24 protein-coding genes are annotated in these 26,358 nt (G+C 71.1%); 11 read left to right on the forward strand and 13 right to left on the reverse strand.

Going from position 1 to position 26,358, the window contains the following annotated elements; translation table 11 throughout:
* Nucleotides 1-47 precede the first annotated feature (47 nt).
* Both ABZ441_RS19050 and ABZ441_RS19055 read left to right on the forward strand, forming a co-directional pair.
* Nucleotides 48-527, forward strand: a complete 480-nt coding sequence (locus tag ABZ441_RS19050; RefSeq protein WP_358975166.1) for a Fur family transcriptional regulator — start codon at nt 48-50, stop codon at nt 525-527.
* A gap of 13 nt (nt 528-540) precedes the next feature.
* Nucleotides 541-1,986 (forward strand): catalase, encoded by a 1,446-nt coding sequence (locus tag ABZ441_RS19055; protein ID WP_358975169.1) that lies wholly within the window; start codon nt 541-543, stop codon nt 1,984-1,986.
* Nucleotides 1,987-2,075: 89 nt separating this feature from the next.
* Here the strand turns inward: ABZ441_RS19055 and ABZ441_RS19060 are convergent, their stop codons facing one another.
* Nucleotides 2,076-2,453: an ankyrin repeat domain-containing protein gene (locus ABZ441_RS19060; protein WP_358975172.1), complete on the reverse strand. Its 378-nt coding sequence runs from the start codon at nt 2,451-2,453 to the stop codon at nt 2,076-2,078.
* A 296-nt stretch (nt 2,454-2,749) separates the two neighbouring features.
* On the opposite strand from ABZ441_RS19060, the gene ABZ441_RS19065 reads away from it, so the two are divergent.
* Nucleotides 2,750-4,204: a sugar transferase gene (locus tag ABZ441_RS19065; protein WP_358975175.1), complete on the forward strand. Its 1,455-nt coding sequence runs from the start codon at nt 2,750-2,752 to the stop codon at nt 4,202-4,204.
* 72 nt (nt 4,205-4,276) lie between these two features.
* Here ABZ441_RS19065 and ABZ441_RS19070 read toward each other — a convergent pair whose 3' ends face one another.
* Nucleotides 4,277-5,260, reverse strand: coding sequence for a GDP-L-fucose synthase (locus tag ABZ441_RS19070; RefSeq protein ID WP_358975179.1), 984 nt, complete (start codon nt 5,258-5,260; stop codon nt 4,277-4,279).
* A 111-nt stretch (nt 5,261-5,371) separates the two neighbouring features.
* On the opposite strand from ABZ441_RS19070, the gene gmd reads away from it, so the two are divergent.
* The 5 genes from gmd to ABZ441_RS19095 are packed head-to-tail and all read left to right on the forward strand — an operon-like array spanning nt 5,372 to nt 10,689.
* Nucleotides 5,372-6,385 (forward strand): GDP-mannose 4,6-dehydratase, encoded by a 1,014-nt coding sequence (gmd, locus tag ABZ441_RS19075; RefSeq protein ID WP_358975182.1) that lies wholly within the window; start codon nt 5,372-5,374, stop codon nt 6,383-6,385.
* Nucleotides 6,382-6,915, forward strand: coding sequence for a DNRLRE domain-containing protein (locus tag ABZ441_RS19080; protein ID WP_358975185.1), 534 nt, complete (start codon nt 6,382-6,384; stop codon nt 6,913-6,915). Before gmd ends, ABZ441_RS19080 begins: the two co-directional genes overlap by 4 nt.
* A complete protein-coding gene (locus ABZ441_RS19085) occupies nt 6,912-9,167 on the forward strand; it encodes a LamG domain-containing protein (protein ID WP_358975188.1) in 2,256 nt (751 codons plus the stop codon). The genes ABZ441_RS19080 and ABZ441_RS19085 overlap by 4 nt, the downstream gene beginning before the upstream one ends.
* Nucleotides 9,164-9,865: a hypothetical protein gene (locus ABZ441_RS19090; RefSeq protein ID WP_358975191.1), complete on the forward strand. Its 702-nt coding sequence runs from the start codon at nt 9,164-9,166 to the stop codon at nt 9,863-9,865. Before ABZ441_RS19085 ends, ABZ441_RS19090 begins: the two co-directional genes overlap by 4 nt.
* Complete coding sequence (locus ABZ441_RS19095) at nt 9,862-10,689, forward strand: glycosyltransferase family 2 protein (RefSeq protein ID WP_358975193.1); 828 nt, start codon at nt 9,862-9,864, stop codon at nt 10,687-10,689. Before ABZ441_RS19090 ends, ABZ441_RS19095 begins: the two co-directional genes overlap by 4 nt.
* Nucleotides 10,690-10,701: 12 nt before the next feature.
* On the opposite strand, the gene ABZ441_RS19100 is transcribed toward ABZ441_RS19095, so the two are convergent.
* On the reverse strand, nt 10,702-11,865 hold the full coding sequence (locus ABZ441_RS19100; RefSeq protein WP_358975196.1) for a glycosyltransferase: 1,164 nt from the start codon (nt 11,863-11,865) through the stop codon (nt 10,702-10,704).
* A 108-nt stretch (nt 11,866-11,973) separates the two neighbouring features.
* On the opposite strand from ABZ441_RS19100, the gene ABZ441_RS19105 reads away from it, so the two are divergent.
* The gene (locus ABZ441_RS19105) at nt 11,974-13,515 is read left to right on the forward strand and encodes a hypothetical protein (RefSeq protein ID WP_358975198.1); all 1,542 of its coding nucleotides are present in this window, start codon (nt 11,974-11,976) and stop codon (nt 13,513-13,515) included.
* Here ABZ441_RS19105 and ABZ441_RS19110 read toward each other — a convergent pair.
* Genes ABZ441_RS19110 through ABZ441_RS19120 form a run of 3 tightly spaced genes read right to left on the reverse strand, consistent with a single transcriptional unit; the run spans nt 13,484 to nt 17,729 of the window.
* Complete coding sequence (locus tag ABZ441_RS19110) at nt 13,484-14,728, reverse strand: hypothetical protein (protein WP_358975201.1); 1,245 nt, start codon at nt 14,726-14,728, stop codon at nt 13,484-13,486. The genes ABZ441_RS19105 and ABZ441_RS19110 overlap by 32 nt on opposite strands.
* Complete coding sequence (locus ABZ441_RS19115; RefSeq protein ID WP_358975203.1) at nt 14,725-16,413, reverse strand: lipopolysaccharide biosynthesis protein; 1,689 nt, start codon at nt 16,411-16,413, stop codon at nt 14,725-14,727. The genes ABZ441_RS19110 and ABZ441_RS19115 overlap by 4 nt, the downstream gene beginning before the upstream one ends.
* Entirely contained in the window at nt 16,410-17,729 is a 1,320-nt protein-coding gene (locus tag ABZ441_RS19120; RefSeq protein ID WP_358975206.1) for a glycosyltransferase, read from the reverse strand. The genes ABZ441_RS19115 and ABZ441_RS19120 overlap by 4 nt, the downstream gene beginning before the upstream one ends.
* Before the next feature lie 166 nt (nt 17,730-17,895).
* On the opposite strand from ABZ441_RS19120, the gene ABZ441_RS19125 reads away from it, so the two are divergent.
* Complete coding sequence (locus ABZ441_RS19125) at nt 17,896-18,345, forward strand: adenylyltransferase/cytidyltransferase family protein (protein WP_358975209.1); 450 nt, start codon at nt 17,896-17,898, stop codon at nt 18,343-18,345.
* On the opposite strand, the gene ABZ441_RS19130 is transcribed toward ABZ441_RS19125, so the two are convergent.
* Nucleotides 18,314-19,045 carry a CDP-alcohol phosphatidyltransferase family protein gene (locus tag ABZ441_RS19130; RefSeq protein WP_358975212.1) on the reverse strand — a complete coding sequence of 244 codons (732 nt, stop codon included), beginning with the start codon at nt 19,043-19,045 and terminating at the stop codon, nt 18,314-18,316. The two genes, ABZ441_RS19125 and ABZ441_RS19130, sit on opposite strands and share 32 nt — an antisense overlap.
* Before the next feature lie 64 nt (nt 19,046-19,109).
* Here ABZ441_RS19130 and ABZ441_RS19135 point away from each other — a divergent pair, with 64 nt between their 5' ends.
* On the forward strand, nt 19,110-19,838 hold the full coding sequence (locus tag ABZ441_RS19135) for a tyrosine-protein phosphatase (protein ID WP_358975304.1): 729 nt from the start codon (nt 19,110-19,112) through the stop codon (nt 19,836-19,838).
* A gap of 9 nt (nt 19,839-19,847) precedes the next feature.
* Here the strand turns inward: ABZ441_RS19135 and mnhG are convergent, their stop codons facing one another.
* From mnhG to ABZ441_RS19165, 6 genes are read right to left on the reverse strand one after another with little or no spacing between them, the layout of a single operon-like run.
* Nucleotides 19,848-20,249, reverse strand: a complete 402-nt coding sequence (gene mnhG, locus ABZ441_RS19140; RefSeq protein WP_358975214.1) for a monovalent cation/H(+) antiporter subunit G — start codon at nt 20,247-20,249, stop codon at nt 19,848-19,850.
* Nucleotides 20,246-20,569, reverse strand: a complete 324-nt coding sequence (locus ABZ441_RS19145) for a monovalent cation/H+ antiporter complex subunit F (protein WP_358975217.1) — start codon at nt 20,567-20,569, stop codon at nt 20,246-20,248. The genes mnhG and ABZ441_RS19145 overlap by 4 nt, the downstream gene beginning before the upstream one ends.
* On the reverse strand, nt 20,566-21,222 hold the full coding sequence (locus ABZ441_RS19150) for a Na+/H+ antiporter subunit E (protein WP_358975220.1): 657 nt from the start codon (nt 21,220-21,222) through the stop codon (nt 20,566-20,568). The genes ABZ441_RS19145 and ABZ441_RS19150 overlap by 4 nt, the downstream gene beginning before the upstream one ends.
* Nucleotides 21,219-22,868: a Na+/H+ antiporter subunit D gene (locus ABZ441_RS19155; RefSeq protein ID WP_358975222.1), complete on the reverse strand. Its 1,650-nt coding sequence runs from the start codon at nt 22,866-22,868 to the stop codon at nt 21,219-21,221. Before ABZ441_RS19155 ends, ABZ441_RS19150 begins: the two co-directional genes overlap by 4 nt.
* Nucleotides 22,865-23,458, reverse strand: coding sequence for a Na(+)/H(+) antiporter subunit C (locus ABZ441_RS19160; RefSeq protein ID WP_358975225.1), 594 nt, complete (start codon nt 23,456-23,458; stop codon nt 22,865-22,867). The genes ABZ441_RS19155 and ABZ441_RS19160 overlap by 4 nt, the downstream gene beginning before the upstream one ends.
* Nucleotides 23,455-26,358, reverse strand: coding sequence for a Na+/H+ antiporter subunit A (locus tag ABZ441_RS19165; RefSeq protein WP_358975227.1), 2,904 nt, complete (start codon nt 26,356-26,358; stop codon nt 23,455-23,457). The genes ABZ441_RS19160 and ABZ441_RS19165 overlap by 4 nt, the downstream gene beginning before the upstream one ends.

Genomic DNA, 26,358 nt, shown 5'->3' on the forward strand with positions numbered 1-26,358 from the left:
ACGTGTCTTTGATTGGAATCATTCCAGAAAAGTGGTTGACTGCGTGTGTGATCGAAACCGAGGCCAGGACACTCCTGCGCGGAGCGTCATTGCGAGTGACCCGCCCCAGGGTCGCCGTGCTCTCGGCGGTCCACGAGGCCCCGCACTCCGATGTCAGTACCCTCCTCACCCTGGTACGAACACGCATCGGCGCGGTCTCGACCCAAGCCGTCTACGACGTACTCAAGACGCTCGTCGGCGCCGGACTGGCCCGGCGGATCGACCTGCCGAATTCCCCGGCACGGTATGAGGGACAGTCCGGGAACAACCATCAGCACGTGGTCTGCCGCTCCTGCGGCACGATCGCCGACGTCGATGTCCCGCCGGGCGCTCCGCGTCTCGAGGCGCCCCAGAATCACGGGTTCAGCGTCGACCACGTAGAGGTGACGTACTGGGGCCTGTGCCCCGGATGTCGGGCCGAGCGCGGTCGGCGGGATCCGGAGTCGGTGCACCGAAGTTTTCACAAAGAGGAGCAGGAAAATTTCTGACAACACGAAGCCGATGACCACTGCCGCCGGCGCACCGGTCGCGAACAACGAGAACGCCGTCACGGCCGGCCCCCGCGGGCCGATGCTGCTCCAGGACGTCTGGTTCCTCGAGAAGCTGGCCCACTTCAGCCGTGAGGTCATCCCCGAGCGTCGTATGCACGCCAAGGGATCCGGCGCCTTCGGCACCTTCAAGGTGACGCAGGACATCACCCGGTACTCCAGGGCCGCACTGTTCTCCGAGGTCGGCAAGGAGACCGAGCTCTTCGCCCGGTTCTCGACCGTCGCAGGTGAGCGCGGCGCGGCCGACGCGGAGCGCGACATCCGTGGCTTCGCCCTCCGCTTCTACACCGAGGAGGGCAACTGGGATGTCGTCGGCAACAACACGCCGGTGTTCTTCCACCGCGACCCCCACCACTTCCCCGACCTGAACCGCGCCGTGAAGCGCGACCCGCGCACCAACCTGCGCTCGGCGGAGAACAACTGGGACTTCTGGACCAACCTCCCCGAGGCCCTGCACCAGATCACCATCGTGATGTCGGACCGCGGCATCCCCGACGGCTACCGCCACATGCACGGCTTCGGCTCGCACACCTACTCGTTCGTCAACGAGAGCAACGAGCGCTTCTGGGTGAAGTTCCACTTCCGTACGCAGCAGGGCATCAAGAACCTGACCGACGAGGAGGCCGCCGCGGTCGTAGCCGCCGACCGCGAGTCCTCCCAGGCGGACCTGTTCGACGCCATCGAGCGCGGTGACCACCCGAAGTGGACGTTCTACATCCAGGTCATGCCGGAAGCGGACGCGGCGACGTACCGATACCACCCGTTCGACCTCACCAAGGTCTGGTCCAAGAAGGACTACCCGCTCATCGAGGTCGGCGAGTTCGAGCTCAACCGCAACCCGGAGAACTACTTCGCCGACGTGGAGCAGGCCGCCTTCACCCCGGCCAACCTCGTTCCCGGCGTGGGTGCGTCGCCCGACCGCATGCTGCAGGGCCGGCTGTTCTCGTACGGTGACGCCGCGCGCTACCGCGTCGGTGTCAACCACCATCAGATCCCGGTGAACCAGCCCCGCGGCGCGAAGAACGTCAACACCTACCACCGCGACGGCCAGCTGCGCGTGGACGGCAACCAGGGCGCCGTGCCCGGCTACACGCCGAACAGCTACGGCCGCTGGGCGGAGCAGCCGCAGTTCGCGGAGCCGGGTCTGGCGCTGGACGGTGCCGCGGCCGACCGGTTCGACTACCGCGAGGACGACGACAACTACTTCGAGCAGCCGGGGAACCTGTTCCGGGCGATGACGCCGGAGGAGCAGGACGCCCTGTTCGGCAACACCGCCCGCGCCATCGACGGCGCCTCGAAGGCCACGATCGAGCGCCACATCGGTCACTGCACGCAGGCCGACCCGGCCTACGGCGAGGGTGTGCGCAAGGCCATCGAGGCCCTGCAGAGCGCCGAGTAGTCCTGGTCGAAGACCGCAGCACGAGGGGCCCCGGGCAACGCGACATCGCGTCGCCCGGGGCCCCTCGTGCTGCGGTGAGACCCGCGCGGCTATTCCAGCAGTGCTGTCCTCCCGAACATCTCGGCCGTGGCCCGCGCGCTGGGTGTCCCCGCGTCGAGGTCCGCGCCCGCGGCGGTCAGCACCGCGACGATCGCGTCCTCGCCCTTGAACAGGGCCCCCGCGACAGGTGACTGGTCCCGGCCGTTGCGCCGGTCGACGTCGGCACCGCGTCCGACGAGCGCCCGCACCGTCTCCGTCTGCCCGTGGTAGGCGGCGAGCATGAGGGCCGTGTTGCCCTCCTGGTCCTGGACGTCGACCGGCAGCCCGTGGTCGAAGAACTCCAGCAGCTCCTGCGTACGGCCCTGCCTGGCCAGATCCATCACGATCGCGACGAGCCGGCGGGTCTGTTCCTCGGAAAGCGGTTCCATGCCCTCAGGCTAAGGGCACCCCCTGCGGGCACCGGCCCGGCGCGACGCGGATCACACGGCCCGCGGTGTCTGAACTTCACGAGAACTCCAGCGAAATGGCACGTGTGTGGATATCGTGCACGAGCGAGGGCGCATCCGTCAGTCCATGGGATCGGCGGATGCGCCCCGTTTGTGGGGATGCAACTGTGGCTGGGGGGTTCATGGGGCATGTCGAAATACCCGAATCGGATATATCCGGGCCTGTCGGGCTCGCGGGGGCACCACGACCGCGTACCGCCGGGTCCCGGAACCGCACGATGGCTCCGGAGCACGTGTGGAGACCACCGACGACCGTTGAGCGCGACCACACGGAGCGACCGCGGGCGAGGACCAAGCCCGATCCGCGTGTGCCCTTCCTCATCCTGACGGATCTGCTGGGACTGGGAGTTCCCGCCTGGCTCGTGCTGCGGGCCGGCGATCAGCCGGGGCCGTGGGCCGCCGCGGCGACCGCGGCGCTGGTGTGGACCTGCGTGCGCACGGCGCGCGGGCGGTACGCGCCTCAGCTGCCCGTGGAAGGCGTAGGGACGGTGTACAGCCCCGTCGGCGACTGGCTCGTACTCGTCGGGGCGCTGGCGGTGCTGCTGGCCGCGACGGGCGGGGGCCTCGACCCGGCGACCGCCGTCACGGCCCTGGTCCCCGGTCTGGCCCTGGCCGTCCTGGCCGGAGCCGCGGGCCGGCTGCTGCGGACCGCGGGGCGGCGGGGAACCCGCAGGGTCCTGGTGGTGGGTGAGGCAGCGGGCCTGGACCGGGCGGTGAAGCTGCTCAACTCCCGTGAGGGACACCCGTACTCGGCGGTGGCCGTGGTCCCGGTGGGTCCGGTGGCACCGGACTGCGGGACACCGGTGCCGGGACGGCTGGCGCCCGAACCCGCCGACGACGACGTGACCACGGTGCTCGGCGGCGCCTTCGCCCACGACGCGGACCTGGTCCTCGTCGCGCCCGGTCCACAGCTCGGTGAGGACCGGCTGCGCCGGCTGGCGTGGGGGCTGCACGACGGCGGGCTGGCCCTCTGCGTGCTCTCGGACCTGTCGGGGGTCGCCGCACCCAGGGTGCGGCCGGTCTCCGCGGCCGGCCTGACGCTGCTGCACGTCGCACCACCTCTGCGGCGCGGCCCGCAGGCCGTACTCAAGACCGTCGTGGACCGGGCCTGTGCCGCCCTCGGACTGCTGGTCCTCTCCCCCCTGTTCTTCGGGGTGGCCCTCGCGGTGCGGTTCTCTTCGCCCGGCCCGGTGTTCCACCGTCAGACCCGTCACGGCCGGCACAACAGGCCGTTCGTCATGTGGAAGTTCCGCACGATGGTGGCGGACGCGGAGTCCCTCAAGGAGCAGCTCGCGGCTGCGAACGAGAGCGAGGGCCCCATGTTCAAGATCCGCCGCGATCCCCGGGTGACCCGCATCGGCCACGCCCTGCGCCGGACGTCCGTGGACGAGCTCCCCCAGCTCCTCAACGTGCTGCGGGGTGACATGTCCCTGGTAGGCCCACGCCCACCGCTCCCGGAGGAGGTCTCGCGCTACGACGAGAGGGAGCTGCGTCGACTGGCGGTGCGCCCGGGCCTCACCGGCCTGTGGCAGGTCAGCGGCCGCTCGGACCTGTCATGGCAGGAGGCGGTGTCGCTGGACCTCTGGTACGTCGACAACTGGTCGGTGGCCGGCGACATGGGGCTGCTGGCCCGGACGGTGCGCGCGGTCACCGACGGCCGCGGGGCGTACTGAGACGTGGTGGGGGGACACCTGGGGGGTCGCGTGCACGGGTTCAGGACGTACCGCGGCCGTCCGGCCGCACGGTCAGCTCCGAGGGGTCTGGCTGCCGAGCCACCACGCGTACGTGCGGGCGATGCCGTCCCGCAGGGTGATCTGCGGCTTGAAGCCGAGGGAGGACAGCCGGGAGACGTCGAGGAGCTTGCGCGGAGTGCCGTCGGGCTTCGAGGTGTCCCAGACGATGGTGCCCTGATACTCCGTCACCTCTTTTACGGTATCGGCGAGTTCGCGGATGGTGAGGTCCGCGCCGCACCCGACGTTGACAGGCTCGTCCCCGTCGTAGGTCTCCAGCAGCCGCACACAGGCGGCGGCGAGATCGTCGACGTGGAGGAACTCACGGCGGGGGCTGCCGGATCCCCACAGGGTGACCTCGTGGGCCCCGTCCCGCTTCGCCTCGTGGAAGCGGCGGATCAGAGCGGGCAGCACATGCGAGGTCTCCAGGTCGAAGTTGTCCCCGGGGCCGTAGAGGTTGGTGGGCATGGCGCTGATGTACGCGGCGCCGTACTGCCGGCGGTAGGACTGGATCTGCACGATCCCGGCGATCTTGGCCAGCGCGTAGGCCTCGTTGGTCGGCTCCAGCGGGCCCGTGAGCAGAGCGTCCTCACGGATCGGCTGCGGGGCGTGCTTGGGGTAGATGCACGACGAGCCGAGGAAGAGCAGCCGCTGGATGCCGGCGGCGTGCGCGCCGGCGATCACGGAGAGCTGGATGCGGAGGTTGTCCTCCAGGAACTCCACCGGACGCGTGCTGTTGGCCATGATCCCGCCCACCTTGGCGGCGGCCAGCACGACGGCGTCCGGGCGGGCTTCGCGCAGGAACGCCTCGGTCGGTGCCGCCTCGCGCAGATCGAGTGCGTCGCGGCCGCGGGTGATCACCTCGTGCCCGTCGGCGGTGAGGCGGCGCACCAGGGCCGAACCGACGAGACCTCGGTGGCCCGCGACGAATATGCGGGCTCCTGGACGCAGCAGGGGATGGGCGGATTCCCGGGCCGGGCCGGGGGTTTCAGTCGTCATGGCTCGGATTCTGCCAGCCGCCCGGTGCCCGGGTGACCCTTTGCCGCATTCCACTCAGATCATGAAATTTCGCACAAACCGCCCCAAGGGCGACCACAGAAGGGGGGAGTCATGGCAAAGACCGCACTCATCACCGGCGTGACCGGCCAGGACGGTTCGTACCTGTCGGAGCTGCTGCTCGAGAAGGGGTACACGGTCCACGGGCTGATCCGGCGTTCGTCGAGCTTCAATACGGAGCGGATCGACCACATCTACCAGGGGCCCGAGGAGGCGAACCGCTCCTTCGTGCTCCATCACGCCGATCTCTCCGACGGTGTGGCGCTGGTGAACCTGCTGCGCGACATACAGCCGGACGAGGTCTACAACCTGGGTGCCCAGTCCCATGTCCGGGTGTCCTTCGACGCACCGCTGTACACCGGTGACGTCACCGGCCTGGGCACCGTCCGGCTGCTGGAGGCGGTCCGCGCGAGCGGGATCGACACCCGCGTCTACCAGGCGTCGTCGTCCGAGATGTTCGGCGCGAGCCCGCCCCCGCAGAACGAGAAGACCCCGTTCCACCCGCGCAGCCCGTACAGCGTGGCCAAGGTCTACTCGTACTGGGCGACGGTCAACTACCGTGAGGCGTACGGGATGTTCGCGACCAACGGCATCCTCTTCAACCACGAGTCCCCGCGCCGGGGCGAGACCTTCGTGACCCGCAAGATCACCCGCGGGGTGGCCAGGATCAAGGCGGGCCTCCAGGACCGGCTGCACCTGGGCAACCTGGACGCCGTACGCGACTGGGGGTACGCCCCCGAGTACGTGGAGGCGATGTGGCGGATGCTCCAGTGCGACACCCCCGACGACTACGTGGTGGCCACGGGCGAGGGGGTCAGCGTGCGGCAGTTCCTCGAGTACGCCTTCGAGCACGCGGGCCTCGACTGGGCGGAGCACGTCCGCTACGACCCGAAGTACGAGCGCCCCAGCGAGGTCGACGCGCTGATCGGTGACGCGTCGAAGGCGGAGCAGCTCCTCGGCTGGAAGCCGGAGGTGAAGTCGCGGGAGCTGGCCCGGATCATGGTGGACGCGGACATCCGGCTGTTGAGCGACCAGCTCACGGGAACCGCGGTCCGGGTGGACCGATGAGCGGGCCAGGATGTCTCGGACGCACCCGGGGCGGCGTCCTCGCGGCCCCGGGGACGCCCGGGGCCGCCTCGGTCACCGCTCCCCCGGCGGGCACGACCTGCAACGACGGCCGGCTCGCCCCGCGGGGCACCACGGCCTCCCTGAGCCGTCGGCGGTGCACGCTGCCGTCCGCTCCGGCCGGCCGGGTGCTCAGGAGCGCTCGGCTCACCTTCCGTACCTCGTCGGACTCGACGGCGGGTTCGGCCGACAGCCACAGCATCGTGCCGGTCTCCGGCGCGTGGACCGAGTCGGCGGTCACCCACGACACCCGGCGGGCGCTCTCCACGTCCGTGCCGGGGACCATGACCGGCGCGTCCGCAGCCTCCACCGACCACTCGGCGGACCTGGACGCGACGGCACTGGACGGGGCCCTCGGCTCCGTCACCTCACTCGCCCTGGCCAGCAGCGGGACGGACAGTCTCCGCATCTGGTCGAGCGAGGCAACCGCGGCCCAGCGGCCGCAGCTCGTCCTCACCTTCGGAGATGAATGATGAACGGAAGCACAGGGCGGAGACATGGGGGGAGCGGCCGTGTGCGGGCCGCGTCCGCCGCGCTCTGCCTGTTCGCCGGAGCCCTGACCGCGACAGCGGCCGGGGCCTCCCCGGCGGCGGCGCTCACACCGCCGGTGTCCCTCACGGCGGACGACCTCACCACCTGGCAGACCAACGGCATCGTCTGGTCGATGGCCGCGACGGACGGGGTCGTCTACGCCGGCGGCACCTTCTCCACCGTCCGGCCGCCGGACGCGCCGGCGGGCACCTCGGAACAGCCCGCGGTCAACTTCGCGGCGTTCGACGCGGCGACGGGAGCCCCGACGGGGTGCAGCCTGTCGTTCACGCTGTCCTCGGGGACGGCGACCGTACGGGCCCTCGCGCTCTCCCCGGACGGCGGGACCCTGTACGCCGGAGGACAGTTCGGCGCGGTGAACGGGGTGGGCGTCAGCAACATCGCGGCCATCGACACGGCGACCTGCACGCCGCGCCAGAACTTCAAGATCGCGGTCTCGGCGACGGTACGGGCCCTGGACGTCACAGCGGACACCGTCTACCTGGCCGGTGACTTCAACAGCGTGGGCGGCCAGACCCGGAACAAGTTCGCCGCGGTCACCACCGGCGCGGGCCTTCTGCCGTGGACCGCCAACGCGGACGAGGTGGCCAGGGCGGTCCAGGTGACCCCGGACGGGCAGCACGTGGCGCTCGGCGGTGACTTCCTCACCGTGAACGGTGTCACCTCGCACGCCCTCGCCGTGGTCGACGCCACCACGGGCGCGCTCACCAAGAGCTACCCGGGCTTCATCCCCACCACCTCGACGGTGCAGGACCTCACGACGGACGCGACCGGGTTGTACACCGCCAACGAGGGCACCGGCGGCGGGGTGTTCGACGGCCGGATCGCCATCGACCTCGACGACTACCAGCAACGCTGGCGGGACACCTGCCTGGGCGCCACCCAGGCCGTGCTGGTGCACTCGGGCGTGCTGTACAGCGGAAGCCACGCCCACGACTGCGCCAGCATGGGCGGGTTCCCCGACCAGCCGCGCAAGCACCTGCTGGCCCAGTCCGTGGACGACCCGACGCTGCTGCCCTGGTTCCCCGACACGAACGACGGCATCGGTGAGCCGGTCGGGCCTCGGGTCATGACGCAGACCGACAAGGGCGGCCGTCACTACCTGTGGGTCGGCGGAGAGTTCACCACCGTGAACGGCGCCGGCCAGCAGGGGCTGACCCGGTTCGCCGACGGCCCGGACACCGGTGCACCCTGGGTGCCCAACGTCAGCCTGTCCACGGTCACCCCGGGTCGGATCGACGTCCAGTGGCAGACCAGCTTCGACACCGACGACGGGGAGCTGACGTACCGGATCTACAAGGACGGTGCGAGCACGCCCGTGCACACCGTGACGGGTTACTCGCTCTTCTGGGACCGTCCGCAGCTGAAGTGGACCGACACCGACGTGGCGGTGGGCGAGACGCACTCGTACCGCGTCACCGCGAGCGACGGCACCAACACCAGTGCCAAGTCCCCCGCGCAGTCGGCGACCGTGGCCGCGTCGACGCAGGGCTACCCGGCGCGGGTCCTGTCGGACGGTGCCTCGCTCTACTGGCGCTACGACGAGGGCACGTCCACCTTCGCGGCGGACACCACCGGCGGGATGAACAACGGCTTCCTGCGCAACGCGCCCGCCTACCGGCAGACCCCTGCCGCGATCGCGGGCGACTCGACGGCCATCGGGTTCGACGGCGCCGCCGAATACGCCTACAGCAACAAGCTGCATGCCCAGCCCGTCCGTTTCTCCGTGGAGACCTGGATCAAGACCACCACCACCCGTGGCGGCAAGGTCATCGGGTTCGGCAATCTGACCATGCAGAACAGCACGCGCTTCGACAAGCACGTGTACATGGCCAACGACGGGCGGCTGGTCTTCGGTGTCAACAGCGGCGGCCGGCGCACGGTGACCACGGCCGGGGCCTACAACGACGGCGCCTGGCACCATGTCGTCGCCACCCAGGGCACCGGCGGCATGAGGCTGTACGTCGACGGGCAGCTGCGTGCGTCGAATCTCCTCTACACCGGCAACGAGAGCTACCCCGGCTACTGGAGGGTCGGCGGGGACAACCTGAGCAACTGGGCCAATCGCCCGACCAGCAACTTCTTCGCCGGTCAGATCGACGAGACCGCCGTCTACCCGACCGCCCTGAGCGCTTCCCAGGTCAGCGCGCACTACGCCCTGAGGACCGGTGCATGAGATACCCGTTCCTGGCCGGTGCCGCCGTCGCTCTCGCGACGGCGGTACTGGCCGCCTGCGGCTCGTCCGGCGGGTCCGGCGACGGGGGCACGGGGGCCGCGGCGGGCAGCAAGCCGTCCGCGGCGGCCTCCGCCACACCCTCCGTGGCCGGTCCGGCGGCCGGGACGACGGCCCCGAAGCCCCAGAAGTCCAGCGACGCTCCCAAGGCGCCCGCAAGGGAGCTCACCCCGGCCACGGGATCCTTCACCGAGAAGCAGAAGGAGTATCTGACCGACCGCGTGCCCAAGGGGATGGACCCCGCCGCGGTGCTCCAGACGGGGCAGGAGACCTGCGACCGGCTCCGGTACCTGGTCAAGGCCGACCGGGACATCGCCGTCGGCGCGATCGTCTCGGGCGAGGTCGCGGACGCGAAGCCGGCCGTCGCCCATCTCTGCCCCCGGCACCAGGACCTCGTGGACGAGGCCGCACTCGGTTACCCCGACGGCACCTACGAGGGAGCGAAGGTCCGGCCGGGACGGTACCGGGCCGCCTCCCCGACCACGGCGTGCGGTTGGCAGCTGACCGGGGCCGGCGGCAAGGAACTGGACTCGGGCTCCTCCACCTCCGGGAAGCAGGTGGAGATCACCGTCCCGGAGTCCGCCCGCACCTTCACCTCCACAGGCTGCTACGCCTGGCTGCCTCAAGGAGACAACGGATGAGCAAGCTGCCGATCGCTGTCGCGATCCCCACGAAGAACGAGGGACTGAACATCGCCGAGGCGGTGAAGTCGGTCCTCGGCCACTTCGAGGCGGTCGTCGTGGTGGACTCCCACAGCACCGACGACACGGCGAAGATCGCCGAGGAGTGCGGGGCCGAAGTGGTCACGTACACCTGGGACGGAGGGCATCCGCGCAAGAAGCAGTGGTGCCTGGAGAACGTCCGTACCGATCTGGACTGGATCCTGCTGCTGGACGGTGACGAGCGGCTCAGCCCCGGGCTGCTCGCGGAACTGCGGAGGATCTTCGCCGACGAGGACACCCCGAAGCCGGCGGCGTACGACATACCGCTGGGTTACTGGTTCTCGGGGAAGCGGCTCCGGCACGGCTACACGATCCGCAAGCGGTCCCTGACCGACAGGACCCGGTGCTACTACCCGGAGGTCGGTGACCTCGCGGCACCCGGGATCGGTGAGGTCGAGGGGCACTACCAGCCGGTCGCCACGACGGCCGAGGCACTGAGCAACCCCATCGAGCACCAGGACCTGGACCCGGTCACCGCCTGGTTCGAACGGCACAACCGCTACTCGGACTGGGAGGCGTGGCTGGAGCACCACCCCGAGGTCAAGGAGCAGGTGCGGAAGGTGAAGTCCCGCCAGGGGCAGCTCTTCCACAAGGCACCGTTCAAGCCACTGGTGTCCTTCGCCTACATGTACGTCTACCGGAAGGGGTTCCTGGACGGCCGCGCCGGATTCGACTTCGCACTGGCGATGAGCTTCTACCGCTGGCAGATCGCCCTCAAGTCCCGCGAGAAACCTGTGCGTTGATCAGCCGAGCTCTCACCCTCGCCTCCGGCGGACCACGTCCTCGTAGGTCCGCCGGAGTGTGGCGGTGACGGCCTCGATGGTGAACTGGTCGTTGACCAGCTGCCAGGCGGCCTTGCCCGCCTGCTCGGCGGCCTCCGGCTCGAGCAGCTCCAGGATCGCGTCGGCGACCTTACGGGCGTTGGCCGCGTCCTCGCCGACCCTGCTGTCGATGACCCGGCCCGCACCGGCACCCGACACGTCGGGGCCCTGCCCGCAGGTGCGGGTGATGACGACCGGGGTGCCGACCGACATCGCCTCCAGGACCGAGACCGGGAACGGCTCCTCGATCGCCGGCAGCACGTACACATCGGCTTCGCGTCCGGCGGCGAGGACCTCGTCGTGCTCCAGCGGGCCCACATGGTCGAGGGAGTCCGTGACACCCAGCTTCCGGGCGAGGGCGAGGGTGCCGGCCAGTGCGCCGGTGTCGGGGCCGGCCAGCACGAAGCGGGCGTCCGGGTGCCGGGCGAGGACGTGCGGCATCGCGGCTATGAAGTCCTCGGGCCGCTTGCGCTCCTGGATGCGGGCGAGGTACAGCACGGTCGGCGGGCGGCCGGGGCCGCGGGCGGGCTTGCGCTCCTGCGGGCGGACACCGTTGACCAGCCGTACGGTACGGGTGAGCGGTACGGGAGCTGCGACGGCGTTCACATCCACCCGCTCCATCTCGGTGAGGTGCAGGACGGCGTCGGCCTCGCGCAGCACCTTGCGGACCCCGAGGACGTCGGTGAGCTGGGCGACCCTCTTCTCGGTGGGGTCGATCATGCCGTGGGTCTGGACGACCAGGGGTGTACGGGTCGCGAGCGCGAGGAGCGCCGCCGGCAGGGTCACCAGGTCCCGCATCAGGTGGACGTGTACGAGGTCGGCGCCGCGCATCATGCGGCGTGCGGTGCGCAGCAGCGCGGCGGAGGTGATGCCGCTGACCTCGAACATCGGGAGCAGGTGCCGTGCCTGGAAGAGGTGGACGGGAACTCCCTCCACATGGCTGGGCAGTTCGCCGCCGGGGAAGCCGTCGCCGAGGGCCATGACGCGTGCGTCGTCGCCGTTCGCCCGCTGGACCTTGGAGAGGTTGAACGCCACCCGGGTCGGCCCGCCGAAGGCGTGGTCCGGAGTGTGGAGCGTGACAACGTGCAGGACTTTCACCAGAGTTCCCCTCGACTGCGGCCAATAATTCACAGGGTAGTCATCGCGCCCCCTCAAGTGGGCTGATTCGTTAGAGTGTTCAGCGGTTCACCGATCCCGGGGGGGCGCATGACGTCGGTGCACACATCGGCGCAGGAGCAGGCCGCCCGCTCGATCGCGCGTCCGGGGTGGGCACAGGCCCGGAGCGGCTTCCCTGAGTCGGCCGAGCGGCCGATCGTCTGGTCGATGCTGTCGCGTGCCCTGTCCGTGCCGCTCATCCTCGGCCTGGTGTTCTTCCTGCCCGCGGTGATCGCCGCCCAGCCGGGCAGCGGGGTCCGGGACACCGCGTACTGGCTCCAGCTGGTGCTGACCTGCTATGCGGGGGCCCGGCTGGCGACGATGATCCTCTCCACCCGGCGGAGGCTGCTCCAGGGCGTCTTCTGGATGTTCGTGTACATCGCGATGGGCGTGGCGCCGTTCGCCCAGGTCGTGATCGGGCAGACGCCGACGCCGATGGTGGGACCCCGCCAGGACCTGATCACGGCCACGGCGATGGTCCTCGTGGGGTGTGCCGCCTTCGACCTGGGGGCGCTGCTGGCCTCACGGCGCCCGCTGCGGCGGCGTACGCCCTCCACGCGGAGCCCGGGCCAAGGACCGGCCGTGGCGCATCCGCTGCGGCTGCGACTGCTGGTGCTGCTCGCGTTCGCGGCGAGCGCGTTCTACGTGATGAAGCTGGGCGGGCCCTCGGTCTTCTTCTCCAGCCGGCAGGAGATCAACGAGACCGTCGCGGCGAGCGGGGTGGTCTCGGAAGGGTCCAATGTCGGCTCTGCGTTCGTCAAGGGCTTCGGCCAGGTCCCGGCGCTGCTGGCGCTGCTCTTCTACACCCGCCGCCTGGCGACTTCCTACCGGGCCCGGCGCACCCCGTCGACGGCGGTGGTGTGGGTGGCGCTGGTGGCGCTGAACCTCGTGGTGAACAACCCGGTGTCGAACGCCCGTTACTGGTTCCTGACGGTGCTGATGGCCTTCGTGTTCACCGCGTTCCCGAGCAGTGCGGCCATCTACCGCGTGGTGCTGGCGACGGGGGTGGTGGGGGCACTGGTGGTGTTCCCGTACGCCGACAAGTTCCGGTACGACGACGAAGCGCAGCGGCCCGCACAGTCGGCCTCGGTCTTCGAACCTCTGGTGACCAAGGACTACGACCAGATGGTGATGTTCGCCAACACCATCTCGTGGGTCGACACCCGGGGCCACACCTACGGCCGCCAACTGAGCGGATCCGCGCTGTTCTTCGTGCCGCGCGCGGTGTGGAGCGGGAAGCCGGAGGACACCGGGGTCCGGGTCGGGCAGTGGATGGGGCTGCGGATGACCAACCTCTCGGCCCCGCTGTGGACCGAGTTCTGGGTCGACTTCGGCGCCTCCGGGGTGATCGGCGGGCTCGCACTGATCGGTTACGCGGTGGCGCGCACCGACCGCCGGTACGCGCTGGCTGTCACCCGGGCGGGGCCCGGCCCCGGGAGTGTGCTGGCCGTCGCCGCGCCGCTGATCGCCGGATACACCTTCATCCTGTTGCGCGGCCCGCTCCTGCAGGCGGCGGGAAAACTGGCCATCGCCGCGCTGTGTCTGCTGCTGATCAGCACGTTCAAGGAGCAGAGGGCAGCGCGTCGGCGGTGACGGCCTCGTCGGGCGCCGGCTTTCGCCGCCGGATCCGGGCCACCCTGGTCCAGGTGGCGGCGGCCTTGCAGACCGATCCCAGGCACAGCCCCCAGGCGGCCCCGGGAACACCGCCGAGGACGTAGCCGCCGGCCATCAGGGCCACGGCGGTGAGCGAAAAGACCACCTGGATGCTCAGCGTCGTACGCGGGTCGAGCATGCGCAGGGCGAGCAGTCCGCAGGTGCCGGCGGCCATCGCCGCGTACTGACTGCCGGTCGCCGGGAGCAGGGCGGCGGCCGTCGGCCAGGTGTCACCGAGGAGTTCGCGCCCCGCCCGCTCGGGCAGCAGGGCCAGCGCGGTGGCCCAGAGGGCGGCGGTGGCGGCGAGGACGGCCGCGAGCCCCGCGGTGGCCCGTACCCGGCGCCGCTCGTCACCGATCCGGCCGAGCAGCGGCGGGCCGAAGGACGTGGCGGAGGTGAACAGCACGTTGAGCGGCCCGAACAGGGTGGTCGCTCCGCGCAGCGCGCCGACCAGGAGCGGGTTGCCGACGGCTCCGAGGCCGAGGACGGAGAGCTGGCCGGTCGCGTTGCCGACACCGAATTCGACGACGAAGCGCTGTCCGAGGTGACCGCGGCGGAGCATCGGGCGCAGCAGCAGCGGGGCCCCGGCCGTCGAACGGTGCAGCAGTACGGCGGACAGCACGAGGGCGGGCACGGCGGAGAGTCCCCAGACGAGGATCAGCCGGGCGGGGGCCGCTCCGTAGCCCTGGGCGGACAGGGCGCCGAGCACGCAGCCCAGTCTCAGCAGATCGGCGCCCAGAGCGAGATGGGGCCGCTGGAGAGTGGCGAAGGCGTAGCGCAGGGCGTCCTGTCCCAGCACGACCGGCAGGACGGCACCGAGCATCACGAGGGCGCGGGCGGTGTCCCCCGGGACGAACAGGCAGACGGCGGCGAGCAGGCCGCCCAGGGCGGCTGAGGCCCCCGCCGTGAACACGACGGCCGAGCGACAGGCGCCCCGGATGTCCTCACCGGCGCCGCGCCGCAGGACCAGCGGCTGCCCGGTGTAGGCGCCGGAGACGCCCAGCAGCACGGTGAAGACGAGGTAGACGGCGGAGAAGCGGGCGAAGTCGGCCACGGTGGAGAGCCGGGCGGCGGCCACGAGCACCAGGATGTTGGTGAGCGCCGCCACACCCTGGTCCGCGACCGAGCAGAGGATCGCGGTGCGGGCTCTCACCGGCGCGCCCCCGGGAGGGTGAAGGAGCGCAGCCCCATGGTCTCGTCGGGGTTCCCGGTGAGCTCCGGTGCGTCCGCCTCGACGGCCGGGGCGCCCGGTCCGGGTCCTCCGCGCCGCCGGCCGGACGCGGACCGGCGTTCGCCCCGTCCCAGCCTGCCCCGGCCGGTGTGGAGCAGGGCGCCGAGCACCTGCCCTCCGGACGCACTGATGATCTCCCGGATGCGTTCGAGGTCGCTGCGGTGGACCTCGCGCGGGTCGCAGACGATCATGACGCCCTCGACCCGGTCGACGAGCGCGACCGCGTCGGCGTACGACAGCACCGGCGGAGCGAGGACGATCACCACGGCGCCGGGGCGGTCGGCCTCGGCGACGATCCGCGCGACGGACGCGGAGGTCAGGGCGCGCGGCACGTTGTCCGCGGTGGTCCCGGCCACCAGGGCGAACGCGCCGGAGCCCGGCACGTCCACGTTGCAGCGGCCGCCCGCCGGCCAGGCGCGGTCGCCCTCCTCGGCGGCCCAGCTCGGCGGCCGGACCTCGTGGGCGGCGGGCCCGAGGTCACGGGCCAGGGACGGGGTGCGCAGATCGGCCTCGACGAGCAGGACGTCGCGGCCCATCTCGGCGAAGGCCGCCGCCAGGTTGACCGCCGCGGCGGACGCGGCGGCGTTGTCCCCGCGCGGGGCGGTCACCAGGAGCCGGCGCCGCTCCGCGAACGACGGGTCGTAGGCGAGCCGGAAGGCCACCGCGCGGTACTCCTCGGCGAGCCGCGAACCGCTGCGGCCGATCGCGAGGAGGGTGCCCGCGGTGGCACGTTCCCTGGGCAGGGTGCCGAGCAGCGGCGCCCCGAGGGAGCGGACGAGCTCCCGGGGGGAGCGGACGGCCGGGTCGAAGACGAGACGTACCCAGGACAGCAGCAGTCCGAGGGCGAGACCGACGACCGCTCCCAGCCCGAGGAGCAGCGGCAGCCCGGCACCGGCGGGCCCGGTGGGGGCGACGGGCTTCTTGTTGAGGTAGCCGGGGGTGGTGTCGAGTGCCTTGAGCTCGGAGATCTTCCGGCTCAGCTCGGAGATGGAGACGATGATGTTGGCGCGTGCGCTGCTGACGTCGTCCGCGGCGTCGACCCCGGTGCGTTCCTCCAGCAGGTCGCGCTTCTCCTCCAGCGGATCGAGCTGGGCGCGGTAGCCGTTCGCCATGTTGTCGATGCTCTCCTGGGTCCGCGCCTTGCGGTGCGCCAGATAGGCGTTGGCCAGGGCCTCGGCGCGGGCTCGCGCCTGCTCGGGGGTGGCGCCGGTGTAGGAGAAGCGGAGGGTGAGGGTGTTGGGCGGGTTGGTCACCTGGAGGCCGGCGAGCAGCTTCCGGGCGGTGACGTCGTCGCCCTTCTTCAGCAGGGTTCCGGCGGCCAGGTCACCCACGGTGTCGCTGACCGCGGTCTGCCGTTCGGAGCCGATGTTGATGCCCTTGTCGGCGGACGCTCCGGTGGCGAAGGGGTCGGCGGTCGCGGAGCGCACCTGCACCTCGCCGTTGGCCGTGTAGGTGTCGTCGCCGCTGAGCGCGAGGAACCCGCCGCCGAGCAGCCCCGCGACGACACCCGCGGCGAGCAGGGCGCGGTAGCGCAGGAGCTGGCGGAACTGGTCGCGCAGCAGCGCTGGTTCGTCCTGGTCGTCCAGGGGACGGATCTGGTGCGTCATCGGCTTGCTCCCCCTTGTGATTCCCCGGTGTGCTCGGCCCCGGTCCGCGTGTCCCCGGCCCGTTCGTCGCCGGCCCGCGTGTCCCCGGCCCGTTCGTCGCCGGCCCGCGTGGCGCCGCCCGGTGCGTCACCGAGCGCCTCGGCGAGCAGGGCGTCGAAGCGGGCGAGGCCCGCCTCCCTGCTCAGGTGCTGGGCGACGTACCGCGGACCATGTGCTCCCAGCGACTCGGCCGCCGCGGGGTCGGCGACCAGCCGGCGTACGGCGGCGAGGAGTCCGGCCGGGTCCTCGGGGGCCACGAGGACCCCCGCGCCCGAGCGGCGCACCTCGTCGGCCGTACCGCCCGCGTCGGCCACGGAGGCGACGACAGGTCGTCCGGATACGAAGTACGAGGTCAACTTGGACGGCACGCTCATGTCGAGCACGGAGGCCCGCTGGGTCACCGCCAGGACGTCGGCGGCGGCGAGCACATCGGTGAAGTCGTCCGCGCCGGCGGGCGGGAGGAAGTCGAGGTTGGGCAGACCGGCGGCCCGCTCGCGCAGCCCGTCACGCTGGTTGCCGTCGCCCATCAGGACGACCCGGATGTCCGGGGCCAGCCGCGCCATGCCGACCAGGACGTCCAGCCCCTGCTTGAGGCCCATGTTGCCGGAGTGCAGCAGTACGGGGGTGCCCTCGGCCCATCCGAGCCTGGCCCGGGTGGCGGCACGATCGGCCGAAGGGCTCTGTACGTGAGTCCAGTTGGGGACGACGCGGATGCGGCCGGGGTCCACGCCGAGGGCGGTCACGCCTTCCACGAAGCTCTCGTGGATGACCCCGACGAGGGCGGCTCCGCGCAGTGCGTGGCGCTCCGCCTTCGCGGCGACCACCGCCGCCCTGCCTCCCCCGCGGATGCCGCTCTGAGCGGCGGCGGCGCCCATCAGGTCCTGGACGACGGGTATGTGGGGGACGCCGTGGCGGCGGGCGAGCCGGGCGCCGATCACGCCGCCCGCGAGGCTCGGCATCTGGGAGACCACCGCGTCGGGGCGGCCTGGCGGTGGGGCGAGGATGCCGTGCACCAGGACAGAAGCCTCGAACGCGGCTCTGCGCAGCGCGGTCTGGCGGGGCGGCACGTAATGGCGCCGCCGGTGCACTCGGACTCCCTCGCGACTCTCCTCCCTGCGCCACACCCCCCGGTAGTGGTCGTCCACGCGCCAGGCGGGGTAGTGCGGCATACCGGTCAGTACCTGGGTCCTCGCCCCGGACGCCGCCCAGTGCTCGGCGAGCTGGGTGGCGTACGGCCCTATGCCCGTCAGCTCGGGGGCGTAGTTGGTGGAGACCACGAGAAGGTGGCAGTTTTCGAACGGTCTCTGATGCTCAGCAGCGGACAACGGATGATCGCCTTCCCCCCGGAACAGCCTCTTGTCCGAGCTTATCCGTTCACGGGTTGCACAAGTGTTCTTCACAGTAAGGTCGTTGAACCAGTTCCACCGTGGGGGGAGAGAACGGATGGTGCAGCACAGGGTCGGTTATGCGCCGGGGGTGTACGACCTGTTCCACGTCGGCCACCTCAACATCCTGCGACATGCCCGCAGCCAGTGCGACTACCTGGTGGCCGGAGTGGTCTCCGACGAGATGGCCGCACTGGCCAAGGGCCACACTCCGGTGATCCCGCTGGCCGAACGGCTGGAGATCGTGCGCAGCGTGCGGTACGTGGACGCGGCGTTCGTGGAGACCGTTCCGGACAAGGTCGAGACATGGCAACAGGTCCGCTTCGACGTCATCTTCAAGGGCGACGACTGGCGGGGCACCGAGAAGGGTGAGCGCCTGGAGCGGGACTTCGCCGCCGTCGGGGTGGAGGTCGTCTACTTCCCCTACACGGTGCACACGTCCAGCACCCAGCTGCGCCGGGCGCTGGACGTGCTCGTCAGCCGGCCCGGAGCCCTTTCAGCTCCCTGAACCACTTGACCAGGAACGCGACCAGGAACACGGCGTGCACGGCCGCGAGTGCGGCGTACCCGGCCCGGAAGGCGCCGGGTGCGCCGAGCAGCAGGAAGACCAGGCAGAAGACCCCGTAGTCCGCGGGCAGCAGCGCCACCGCCCTCACCCGGGACACCGGAGCCGCGGGGCCCGTGGCCGCCGGCACCGTGCCGGCCGCCGCCTTGCCGAGCTGCTCCCGGAGCAGTCCGGCACAGAAGGTCAGCACGGCGACGAACAGGAAGCCGAGCGGCAGCAGGAGCCACCCGTCGCCGGGCAGGGCGCCGAAGCGGTGGAACGCGATCAGTACGGCGCTGTGGACGAGGATCATCTTCGCGCAGTCCACGACGTGATCGAGCCACTCACCGTCCGGCCCGCCGCGTCCGGTCAGCCGGGCCAGCTGCCCGTCGGCCGAGTCGAAGGCGAAGCCGACGGCCAGGCCGGCATACACAGCCGCTCCCAGCCACCAGGACGGCTCGACGAGCGCGATCCCCGCGATCGAGGTGAACGTGAACAAAGCACTGACCACAGTCACTTGATTGGGAGTCAGCCCCGCGCGATACGCGCCCGCCGCGAGCAGACGCCCGGCCGGCCTGTTCACGTACCGCGAGTAGAGCGAGACACCCTTGGACGACTTCTGTGCACCGCGCAATTCGCGCAGCACCGTACCCGTACCCGACATACGCCCCCCAGCGCCCGGTGGTTCCCCGCCGCATCATCGCAGAAATAGTGTGTGCGGCGTGGAGATACCTGGACGCATCACGTTCGACAGACTGCACAACTTCCGTGACCTGGGCGGTCATCGGTGCTCGGAGGGCCGCTCGGTCCGCCGTGGTCTGCTGTACCGCTCGGACTCCCTCGCCAAGCTCGAAGGGTGCGACTGGAACCGCTTCCTCGCCCTCGGTGTGCGGACCGTCATCGACCTGCGCTACCCGTGGGAGATCGCGGCCAGGGGCCGGGTTCCCGCCGGTGGGCAGTTCACCTACCTCAATCTGAGCATCGAGCACCGCCCGTACGACCAGGCGGCGATCGATCCGGAGCTCGATCCGTGGCGCCATCTCGCCGACCGTTACGCGGAGGTCGCCGAGGACGGGGCCGCCGAACTGCGGCAGGCACTGGAGACCGTCGCGGGGAGCGCGGGGCCCCTCGTCTTCCACTGTGCGTCCGGCAAGGACCGCACCGGTCTGCTGGCCGCCCTGATCCTGTCGCTGCTCGGCGTCGACGAGGACGGCGTGGCCGAGGACTTCGCCCTCACCGAGGCGGCCACCGATCGGCTGATCGCAGACTGGGCGGCCCTCCACGGCGGACGCACACCGCTGTGGCCTGGCTACGGGCGGGCGCCCGAGGAGGTCATCAGGCTGTTCCTCGCGGACCTGACAGCCGCGCACGGTTCGGTCCAGGGGTACGTCACCGGCCGGCTCGGCGTCACCGACGCCACCGTGGGCGCTCTGCGTGACAGGCTGCTCGACGGCTGACGGCCGGTGTCAGCCTCGCTCGGGCCCGCTGTCGGACTCCGGCCGCTCCCCGGTTTCCTGCCCGGGTTCGGTGAGCTGCGCGTCCAGGTCGTCGAACAGCAGCTCGCCGCGCTCGATCTGTCCCGTCCGGTACGCCGACCGCGCCACGAGGTGGGAGGCCACCGGGCTGGTCATGAGCTGGAAGAAACCGATGAGCGCGAGCGTCGCGAAGTCCATGCCGCCGCGCAGCCTCAGCGCGACCCCGGCCAGTACGAGGAGCAGCCCCAGGGTCTGCGGTTTGGTCGCCGCGTGACTGCGCGACAGGACGTCGGGCAGCTTCAGCATGCCGACCACGCCGAGGAGGCAGATGGCCGCGCCGAGGAAGACCAGCACCGCCCCGGCCGTGTCCGTGATCTGGAGCCAGACGCTCATTTCCGCTCCTCCTTCCGTGCGGGCCCGCGTCGCGGCAGCGGCTTGTCGCGTACGGCGATGAACCGGGCGATGCCGACCGAGCCGGTGAAGCCGAGGAACGCGAGCACCAGCATGATCGGGAAGTAGAACGAGTCACGGGCGAAAGCCGACTTGGCGCCCAGACCCGCGATCGTCACGGCGGCGAACACGTCGAGGCCGATGGCCCGGTCCAGCATCGAGGGGCCGCGGCTGATGCGGAAGAGCAGCAGCGCTCCGGCCACGACGACCAACACGACGGCGGCGCTGATCAGCACCCGGTCGACGGTCTCGGGAACACTCATGCCCCCTCCTTTCCGGTGTCGGAACCCGTGTCGGAACCGCTGTCGGACCCTGGGACCGGTGGCGGCGGCTCGGACACCCGGGTGATCTCGTCGGAGGTGCCGAACGCCCGGACCGTCAGCTCCTCCAGCTTCCAGACGGAACGCCGGACCGCGTCCAGCTCCGCCGACCGGTCGGCGTCCAGGACGTGCAGGAAGAGCGTGGCCGTGGCCCTGCGCACCTCGACCACGGACCCGCCCGGCACGTTGGACACGCTGACGGCCGTCGCGGCGAGCATCAGGTCGCTGCGGCAGCGCAGGGGTACGGCGATGACGGCCGGCCGGTGCGGGTGGCCGGCGAAGATCTGCCGGGTGACCTTCACACCCGAGGTGTACATGTCGTAGAGCAGATAGGCGGCGAGCCGCACGATGCCCCACGGGTGCAGCCGCAGCCCCAGATCGACCTGCGGCAGCGGGAACGCCAGGCAGACGGCGACCGCGACGACCGCTCCGGTGACGACGTTGGCCCAGGTCAGGGTGGACCACAGCAGGACCCAGATCAGGGTGAGCCAGGCGATCAGCGGGAGGTCGAGGACGCGGCGCCGACGGCCCGCGAACTCGACGCTGAAGGGCGGCAGGTCGGGGTTGCGGTACGACAGGGTGATCAGACGCCTCACCGGCCGAGCACCTCCTCCACATAGGGCCGCCGCGCGATGAGTTCGGCTGCCGAGCGGTCGGTGAAGGCCGTGAGCGGACCGGCCAGGACGGTGAAGGCGAGGCCGAGCAGGACGGTGCCCGCGGTGGCGGCCGTCATGGCCCGGGGCGGCCGGACCGTGGTGGTGACGGCCCGCCCCTGGAGGGTGGCGGCCACGCCCCGGCCGACCGGGGCCGGCCCCACCCCCTCGTCGCCCGTGCCGGGGACGCGGTCGGGCCCGGCGTCGGGATCGTCGTCGTCGCTGTCGTCGGCGGTCTCCAGGATGGTGCCGTAGGCGGCCTGGCCCGGTGGCTCGGTGCGCCAGAAGGCCAGGTTCCAGATCTTGGCCATCACGTACAGGGTGAGCAGGCTCGTCACGGTCGCGCCGGCGACGAGCACCCAGGCCCAGACACTGCCGTCCGCGACGCCGGCGCGCATGAGTCCGAGTTTCCCGATGAAGCCGGAGAGCGGTGGGATCCCCGCGAAGTTCATCGCGGGGACGAAGAAGAGGAGCGCGAGGAGCGGAGCCGCCTTGGCCATTCCGCCGAGCCGGGTGAGTTCGTTGGTGCCGCCCCGTCGTTCGATGAGTCCCGCGACGAGGAAGAGGCTCGTCTGGACGGTGATGTGGTGGGCCACGTAGAAGATCGCGCCTCCGTACGCCTCACGCGTGGCGAGACCGATTCCGAAGACCATGTAGCCGATGTGGCTGATGAGGGTGAAGGAGAACAGCCGCTTCAGGTCGGTCTGGGCGACCGCCCCGAGAATGCCCACGATCATCGAGGCGAGGGCGACGGCCATCAGCAGGTCGCCGAGCCGGTTCCCCGGGAAGAGGAGCGTCTCCACCCGCAGCATGCAGTAGATGCCGACCTTCGTCAGCAGGCCCGCGAACACGGCGGTGACGGGCGCGGGCGCGGTCGGGTAGGAGTCGGGGAGCCAGGCGGCGAGGGGGAAGACGGCGGCCTTGATGGCGAAGACGGTGAGCAGCATCGCCTGGATCAGGGTCTGCACGCCGAGGGGGAGATCGGGCAGCCGGACGGCGAGTTGGGCGAAGTTGGTCGTGCCGGAGGCGGCGTAGGTCATGGCGATCGCCGTGAGGAAGAGCATCGAGGAGAACAGCGAAATGATCACGTAGGTGGAGCCCGCCCGGATCCGGGGGCCGGTCCCGCCGAGCGTGAGCAGCACGAAGCTCGCGACCAGCATGATCTCGAAGCCGACGTAGAGGTTGACGAGGTCGCCCGCGATGAAGGTGAGGGAGACCCCGGCGACCAGGATGAGGTAGGCGGGGTGGAAGACGGCGACCGGGGTCTCCTTGTCCCGGTCCGCCATGCCCTGGCCGAGCGAGTAGACCAGGACGGCGAGGGTGACCGCCGAGGAGACGGTCAGCATCAGGCCGGACAGACGGTCGGCGACCAGCGTGATGCCGAGCGGCGGGGCAAAGTCGCCGAGGTGCACGGAGAGCGGCCCCTGCCGGTCCGCTGCGATCATCAGGGTCACCGAGAGGCAGAGGACGGCGCTGAGCACGGCGACGCTGATGAAGCGCTGGAAGCGGGCGAGTCTGGTGCCGAAGGCGAGGCTCAGCCCGGTGGCGCAGAGCGGCAGCAGGACCGGCAGCGGAACGAGCGCGTTCATCCGGCGGCTCCTCGGTCGGCGTCCTTGTCGTTCACGTAGTCCTCCGGGTCGGCTCCGAGCACGTCGTGCCACAGGTCGCCACCGGCATCCCGGCCCCGGGCCTGCAGGGCGCGGTCGGCACGCAGCCTGGCGCGCAGCCGGTGGCGTTCCTGGCGGTAGCGCGCACGGTCCTTCCTCGTTCTTCCGGGCTCGGACCGGTACTCCTGACGGAGTTCGGCCCGCTCCCCCAGTACCTCGGCGCGCAGGAAGATGCGCCGGTCCTCCAGGTCGTCGTGGACCTCGTCCGTGCCGGTGAGCTGGTAGCTGCGGTAGGCCATCGCGAGCAGGAAGGCCGTGGTGGCGAGCGTGATGACGATCGCGGTGAGGGCGACGGCCTGGGGCAGCGGGTCGGTGACCCGGCGCAGTGGCACGCCGTAGAGCAGGGGAGCCGCGCCCGCCGTGCCGGTCGACGAGAGGACCAGCAGGTTGATGCCGTTGCCCGCGATCACCGCGCCGAGCAGGATGCGGGTGAGCGGACGGGTGAGCATGAGGATGCCGCCTACGGCGCAGAGGACGGCGGCCGTCGCGAGGAGCGAGAAGCTCATGGTCATCGGTTCGGCTCCCCCGTCCCGGCGTCCGGCGCGGGTGTCAGTGCGCCCGCCGCCCGCTCGATCTGCCGGTCGACCTTGGCACCCAGGGCCCGCACGATGTCCAGGACCACGCCGAGCACCAGCAGGTAGACACCGAAGTCGAAGAGGAGCGACGTGCTCAGGTGGTAGTCCCCGAACAGGGGCAGATGCCCGTGGTAGGTCCAGGCGTGCAGCACCGTCCCCTCGGCGAGGCCGCCCAGCGCGACCGCCGTGGACAGGAAGAGTCCCAGCCCGGTGAAGAGGCCGGGCTGTAGCGGCGCGGCCTCGGCGAGCTCGAATCTGCCGCCGGCCAGGTAACGGGTGATGAGGCCGAGTCCCGCGACGAGTCCGGCGACGAAGCCGCCGCCCGGCATGTTCTCCGCGCAGAACAGCAGATACAGGGAGAGCACCAGGATGGGGTGGAAGAGCAGTCGGCCCACCACCTCGAAGACGACGGACCGGTGCTCGGGCGCCAGGGTCGATCCGGCTGCCAGCCAACTGCGTTCGGGCGCCGTGTCGTCGCCCTGCGGGAGTCCGGTCAGCTGTTGGCGCTGCAGCGTCCAGGCGGTCTCTCCCCGCAGTTCCTCCCTGTTCATCGAGGTCTCGCCGCGGCGGTGCAGGTAGATGAGGCTGGTCACTCCGATCGCCGCCGCCGCGAGGACGGCCGACTCGCCCATCGTGTCCCAGGCCCGCAGGTCGACCAGGATGGTGGCCACCACGTCCTTGAGGCCGTGGTGGGCGACCTCCTCCACCATGGCGGCGCCCGCGGGCTCGGCCACGCGTGCGGCGCCCGCCACCCAGACGGCCACGCCCACCGTCGCCGCGGCGCCCAGCGCCACGGGAATCCGCAGTGCCCGCCGCCAGGTGCCGATGGACTCCTCGAAGCGCACCGGCATCCGGCGCAGAACCAGCACGAACACGATCATCGACACGGTCTCGACGCAGAACTGGGTGAGCGCCAGATCGGGCGCGCCCTGAACGACGAAGAGCAGCGCCGCCCCGTAACCCGTCAGTCCGGCCAGGACGACGGCCTTCATCCGGCGGCTGACGGTCAGACAGGAGAGCGCGGCAGCGCAGGTCAGCAGGGCCACCGCGCCCTGGAGCGGGGCGTCCCACACCCGGGGGGCGATCGCTCCTTCCCAGGGGCGGTCCGTGACGAGGACCGCCAGCTGGCCGGCCAGCATCACCATCAGGGTGATGGCCAGGTAACCGGACAGGGAACCGCGCTGGACGAATCCGGTGATCTGGAGGGCGACCCGTTCCAGGCCGAGCAGGAGGTGCCCGAAGACGCTGTCCGCGGTGGGCCAGGCGACGCGCCGGGAGAACCGGATGATCCTCGACCGTCCCGCGAAGAGCACGGCGCCCCCCGCCCACGTGAGGGCGGACAGCAGCAGGACGAGGCCGAAGCCGTGCCACAGCGCGAGGTGGTAGGGGTGGGCGGGAGCCGGATAGACGTCGGCGTAGGCGGCGAAGAGGCGGTCCGTCCATCCGACGCCGGGACCGAGCACCAGCCCGGCGACGGCGAGCACGGCGGGCGGGGCCAGGAGGGCGGCGCCGACGCGGTGGACGGGAGTGCCGGCGACGTCCGGCTTGCGGGCGAACGCTCCCCATACGAAGCGGAGGGTGTAGGCGACGGTCAGCGCCGAGCCGACGACGATGACGGCCAGTATCCAGCGATCGGCCGTGTCACCGTGGAGCAATGCGTCGAGGGCTGCCTCCTTGGCCGCGAATCCGAGGAACGGCGGCAGGGCGGCCATGGATGCGGCGGCGAGCACCGCGACCGTACAGACGTACGGCATGGTGCGGCCGAGGCCGGACAGCTTGCGCAGGTCACGGGTTCCCGTCGCGTGGTCCACGATGCCGGTGACGAGGAACAGCGCGGCCTTGAAGAGGGCGTGCGCGAGGATCATCGCCACGGCGGCGAGCGCGGCGTTCCGGTTGCCCGCCCCGGCGAGCACGGTGAGAAAGCCGAGCTGGCTGACGGTGCCGTAGGCGAGGACGAGCTTCAGGTCGTTCAGGCGCAGGGCGCGCCAGCCGCCGAGGAGCATGGTCGCTCCTCCCAGCACCAGGACGACCGGCCGCCAGAGCGGGACGTCGGCGAAGGCGGGAGCGAGCCGCGCCACCAGGTAGACACCGGCCTTGACCATGGCCGCGGCGTGCAGGTAGGCGCTGACGGGGGTGGGAGCGGCCATGGCGTTCGGAAGCCACAGGCTGAAGGGCCAGATCGCCGACTTGGACAGGGCTCCGCACAGCACGAGGACGACGGCCACGGACACCGCGAGCGTCGTCTCCGGGGGGTCGGCCACGATCGCGGAGATCCGGTAGGTGCCCGCCGCCTCACCGAGGATCAGGAAGCCGACCAGCATGGCGAGGCCACCGAGGGTGGTGACCGTGAGCGCCTGGAGCGCGGAGCGCCGGTTCTTCTTGAGTTCGCTGCCGTGCCCGATCAGCAGGTAGGAGAAGACCGTGGTCAGTTCCCAGAACACGTAGAGGGAGATCAGGTCGTCGGCGAGGACGAGGGCGAGCATGGCGCCGGCGAAGGCCAGCAGGTTCCCGGCGAAGGGGGCCAGCCGAGGCGAGTCGTCGGTGAAGTAGAAGGCGCAGTACAGCAGGACGAGCATGCCCACGCCCGCAGCGAGCAGCACCATCAGCTCAGCGAGCGCGTCCAGGCGCAGATCGACCGACACGTCGTACGTGGCGATCCACTGCCACGACCACGTGACGGCCCGGCCGTCCTCAGTACCGCTCCACTCGGTGACCGCCCACACCGTGGTGGCCGCCGGCGGCAGCGCGAGGACCACGAAGGCGTTCCTGCCGAACCGCCGCACCAGCGGCACCGCGCACGCCGCGAGCACGAAATGGCAGACGATGAGTACGATCAC

Source organism: Streptomyces sp. NPDC005752, from assembly GCF_040630715.1.
Taxonomy (GTDB): Bacteria; Actinomycetota; Actinomycetes; order Streptomycetales; family Streptomycetaceae; genus Streptomyces.

Bases quoted from the DNA above. Each gene is read 5' to 3' on its own strand.
- ABZ441_RS19055 (WP_358975169.1), top strand. From the start codon at position 541: ATGACCACTGCCGCCGGCGCACCGGTCGCGAACAACGAGAACGCCGTC.
- ABZ441_RS19060 (WP_358975172.1), bottom strand. From the start codon at position 2,453: ATGGAACCGCTTTCCGAGGAACAGACCCGCCGGCTCGTCGCGATCGTG.
- ABZ441_RS19065 (WP_358975175.1), top strand. From the start codon at position 2,750: ATGGCTCCGGAGCACGTGTGGAGACCACCGACGACCGTTGAGCGCGAC.
- ABZ441_RS19070 (WP_358975179.1), bottom strand. From the start codon at position 5,260: ATGACGACTGAAACCCCCGGCCCGGCCCGGGAATCCGCCCATCCCCTG.
- gmd (WP_358975182.1), top strand. From the start codon at position 5,372: ATGGCAAAGACCGCACTCATCACCGGCGTGACCGGCCAGGACGGTTCG.
- ABZ441_RS19080 (WP_358975185.1), top strand. From the start codon at position 6,382: ATGAGCGGGCCAGGATGTCTCGGACGCACCCGGGGCGGCGTCCTCGCG.
- ABZ441_RS19085 (WP_358975188.1), top strand. From the start codon at position 6,912: ATGATGAACGGAAGCACAGGGCGGAGACATGGGGGGAGCGGCCGTGTG.
- ABZ441_RS19090 (WP_358975191.1), top strand. From the start codon at position 9,164: ATGAGATACCCGTTCCTGGCCGGTGCCGCCGTCGCTCTCGCGACGGCG.
- ABZ441_RS19095 (WP_358975193.1), top strand. From the start codon at position 9,862: ATGAGCAAGCTGCCGATCGCTGTCGCGATCCCCACGAAGAACGAGGGA.
- ABZ441_RS19105 (WP_358975198.1), top strand. From the start codon at position 11,974: ATGACGTCGGTGCACACATCGGCGCAGGAGCAGGCCGCCCGCTCGATC.
- ABZ441_RS19115 (WP_358975203.1), bottom strand. From the start codon at position 16,413: ATGACGCACCAGATCCGTCCCCTGGACGACCAGGACGAACCAGCGCTG.
- ABZ441_RS19125 (WP_358975209.1), top strand. From the start codon at position 17,896: ATGGTGCAGCACAGGGTCGGTTATGCGCCGGGGGTGTACGACCTGTTC.
- ABZ441_RS19130 (WP_358975212.1), bottom strand. From the start codon at position 19,045: ATGTCGGGTACGGGTACGGTGCTGCGCGAATTGCGCGGTGCACAGAAG.
- mnhG (WP_358975214.1), bottom strand. From the start codon at position 20,249: ATGAGCGTCTGGCTCCAGATCACGGACACGGCCGGGGCGGTGCTGGTC.
- ABZ441_RS19145 (WP_358975217.1), bottom strand. From the start codon at position 20,569: ATGAGTGTTCCCGAGACCGTCGACCGGGTGCTGATCAGCGCCGCCGTC.
- ABZ441_RS19155 (WP_358975222.1), bottom strand. From the start codon at position 22,868: ATGAACGCGCTCGTTCCGCTGCCGGTCCTGCTGCCGCTCTGCGCCACC.
- ABZ441_RS19160 (WP_358975225.1), bottom strand. From the start codon at position 23,458: ATGACCATGAGCTTCTCGCTCCTCGCGACGGCCGCCGTCCTCTGCGCC.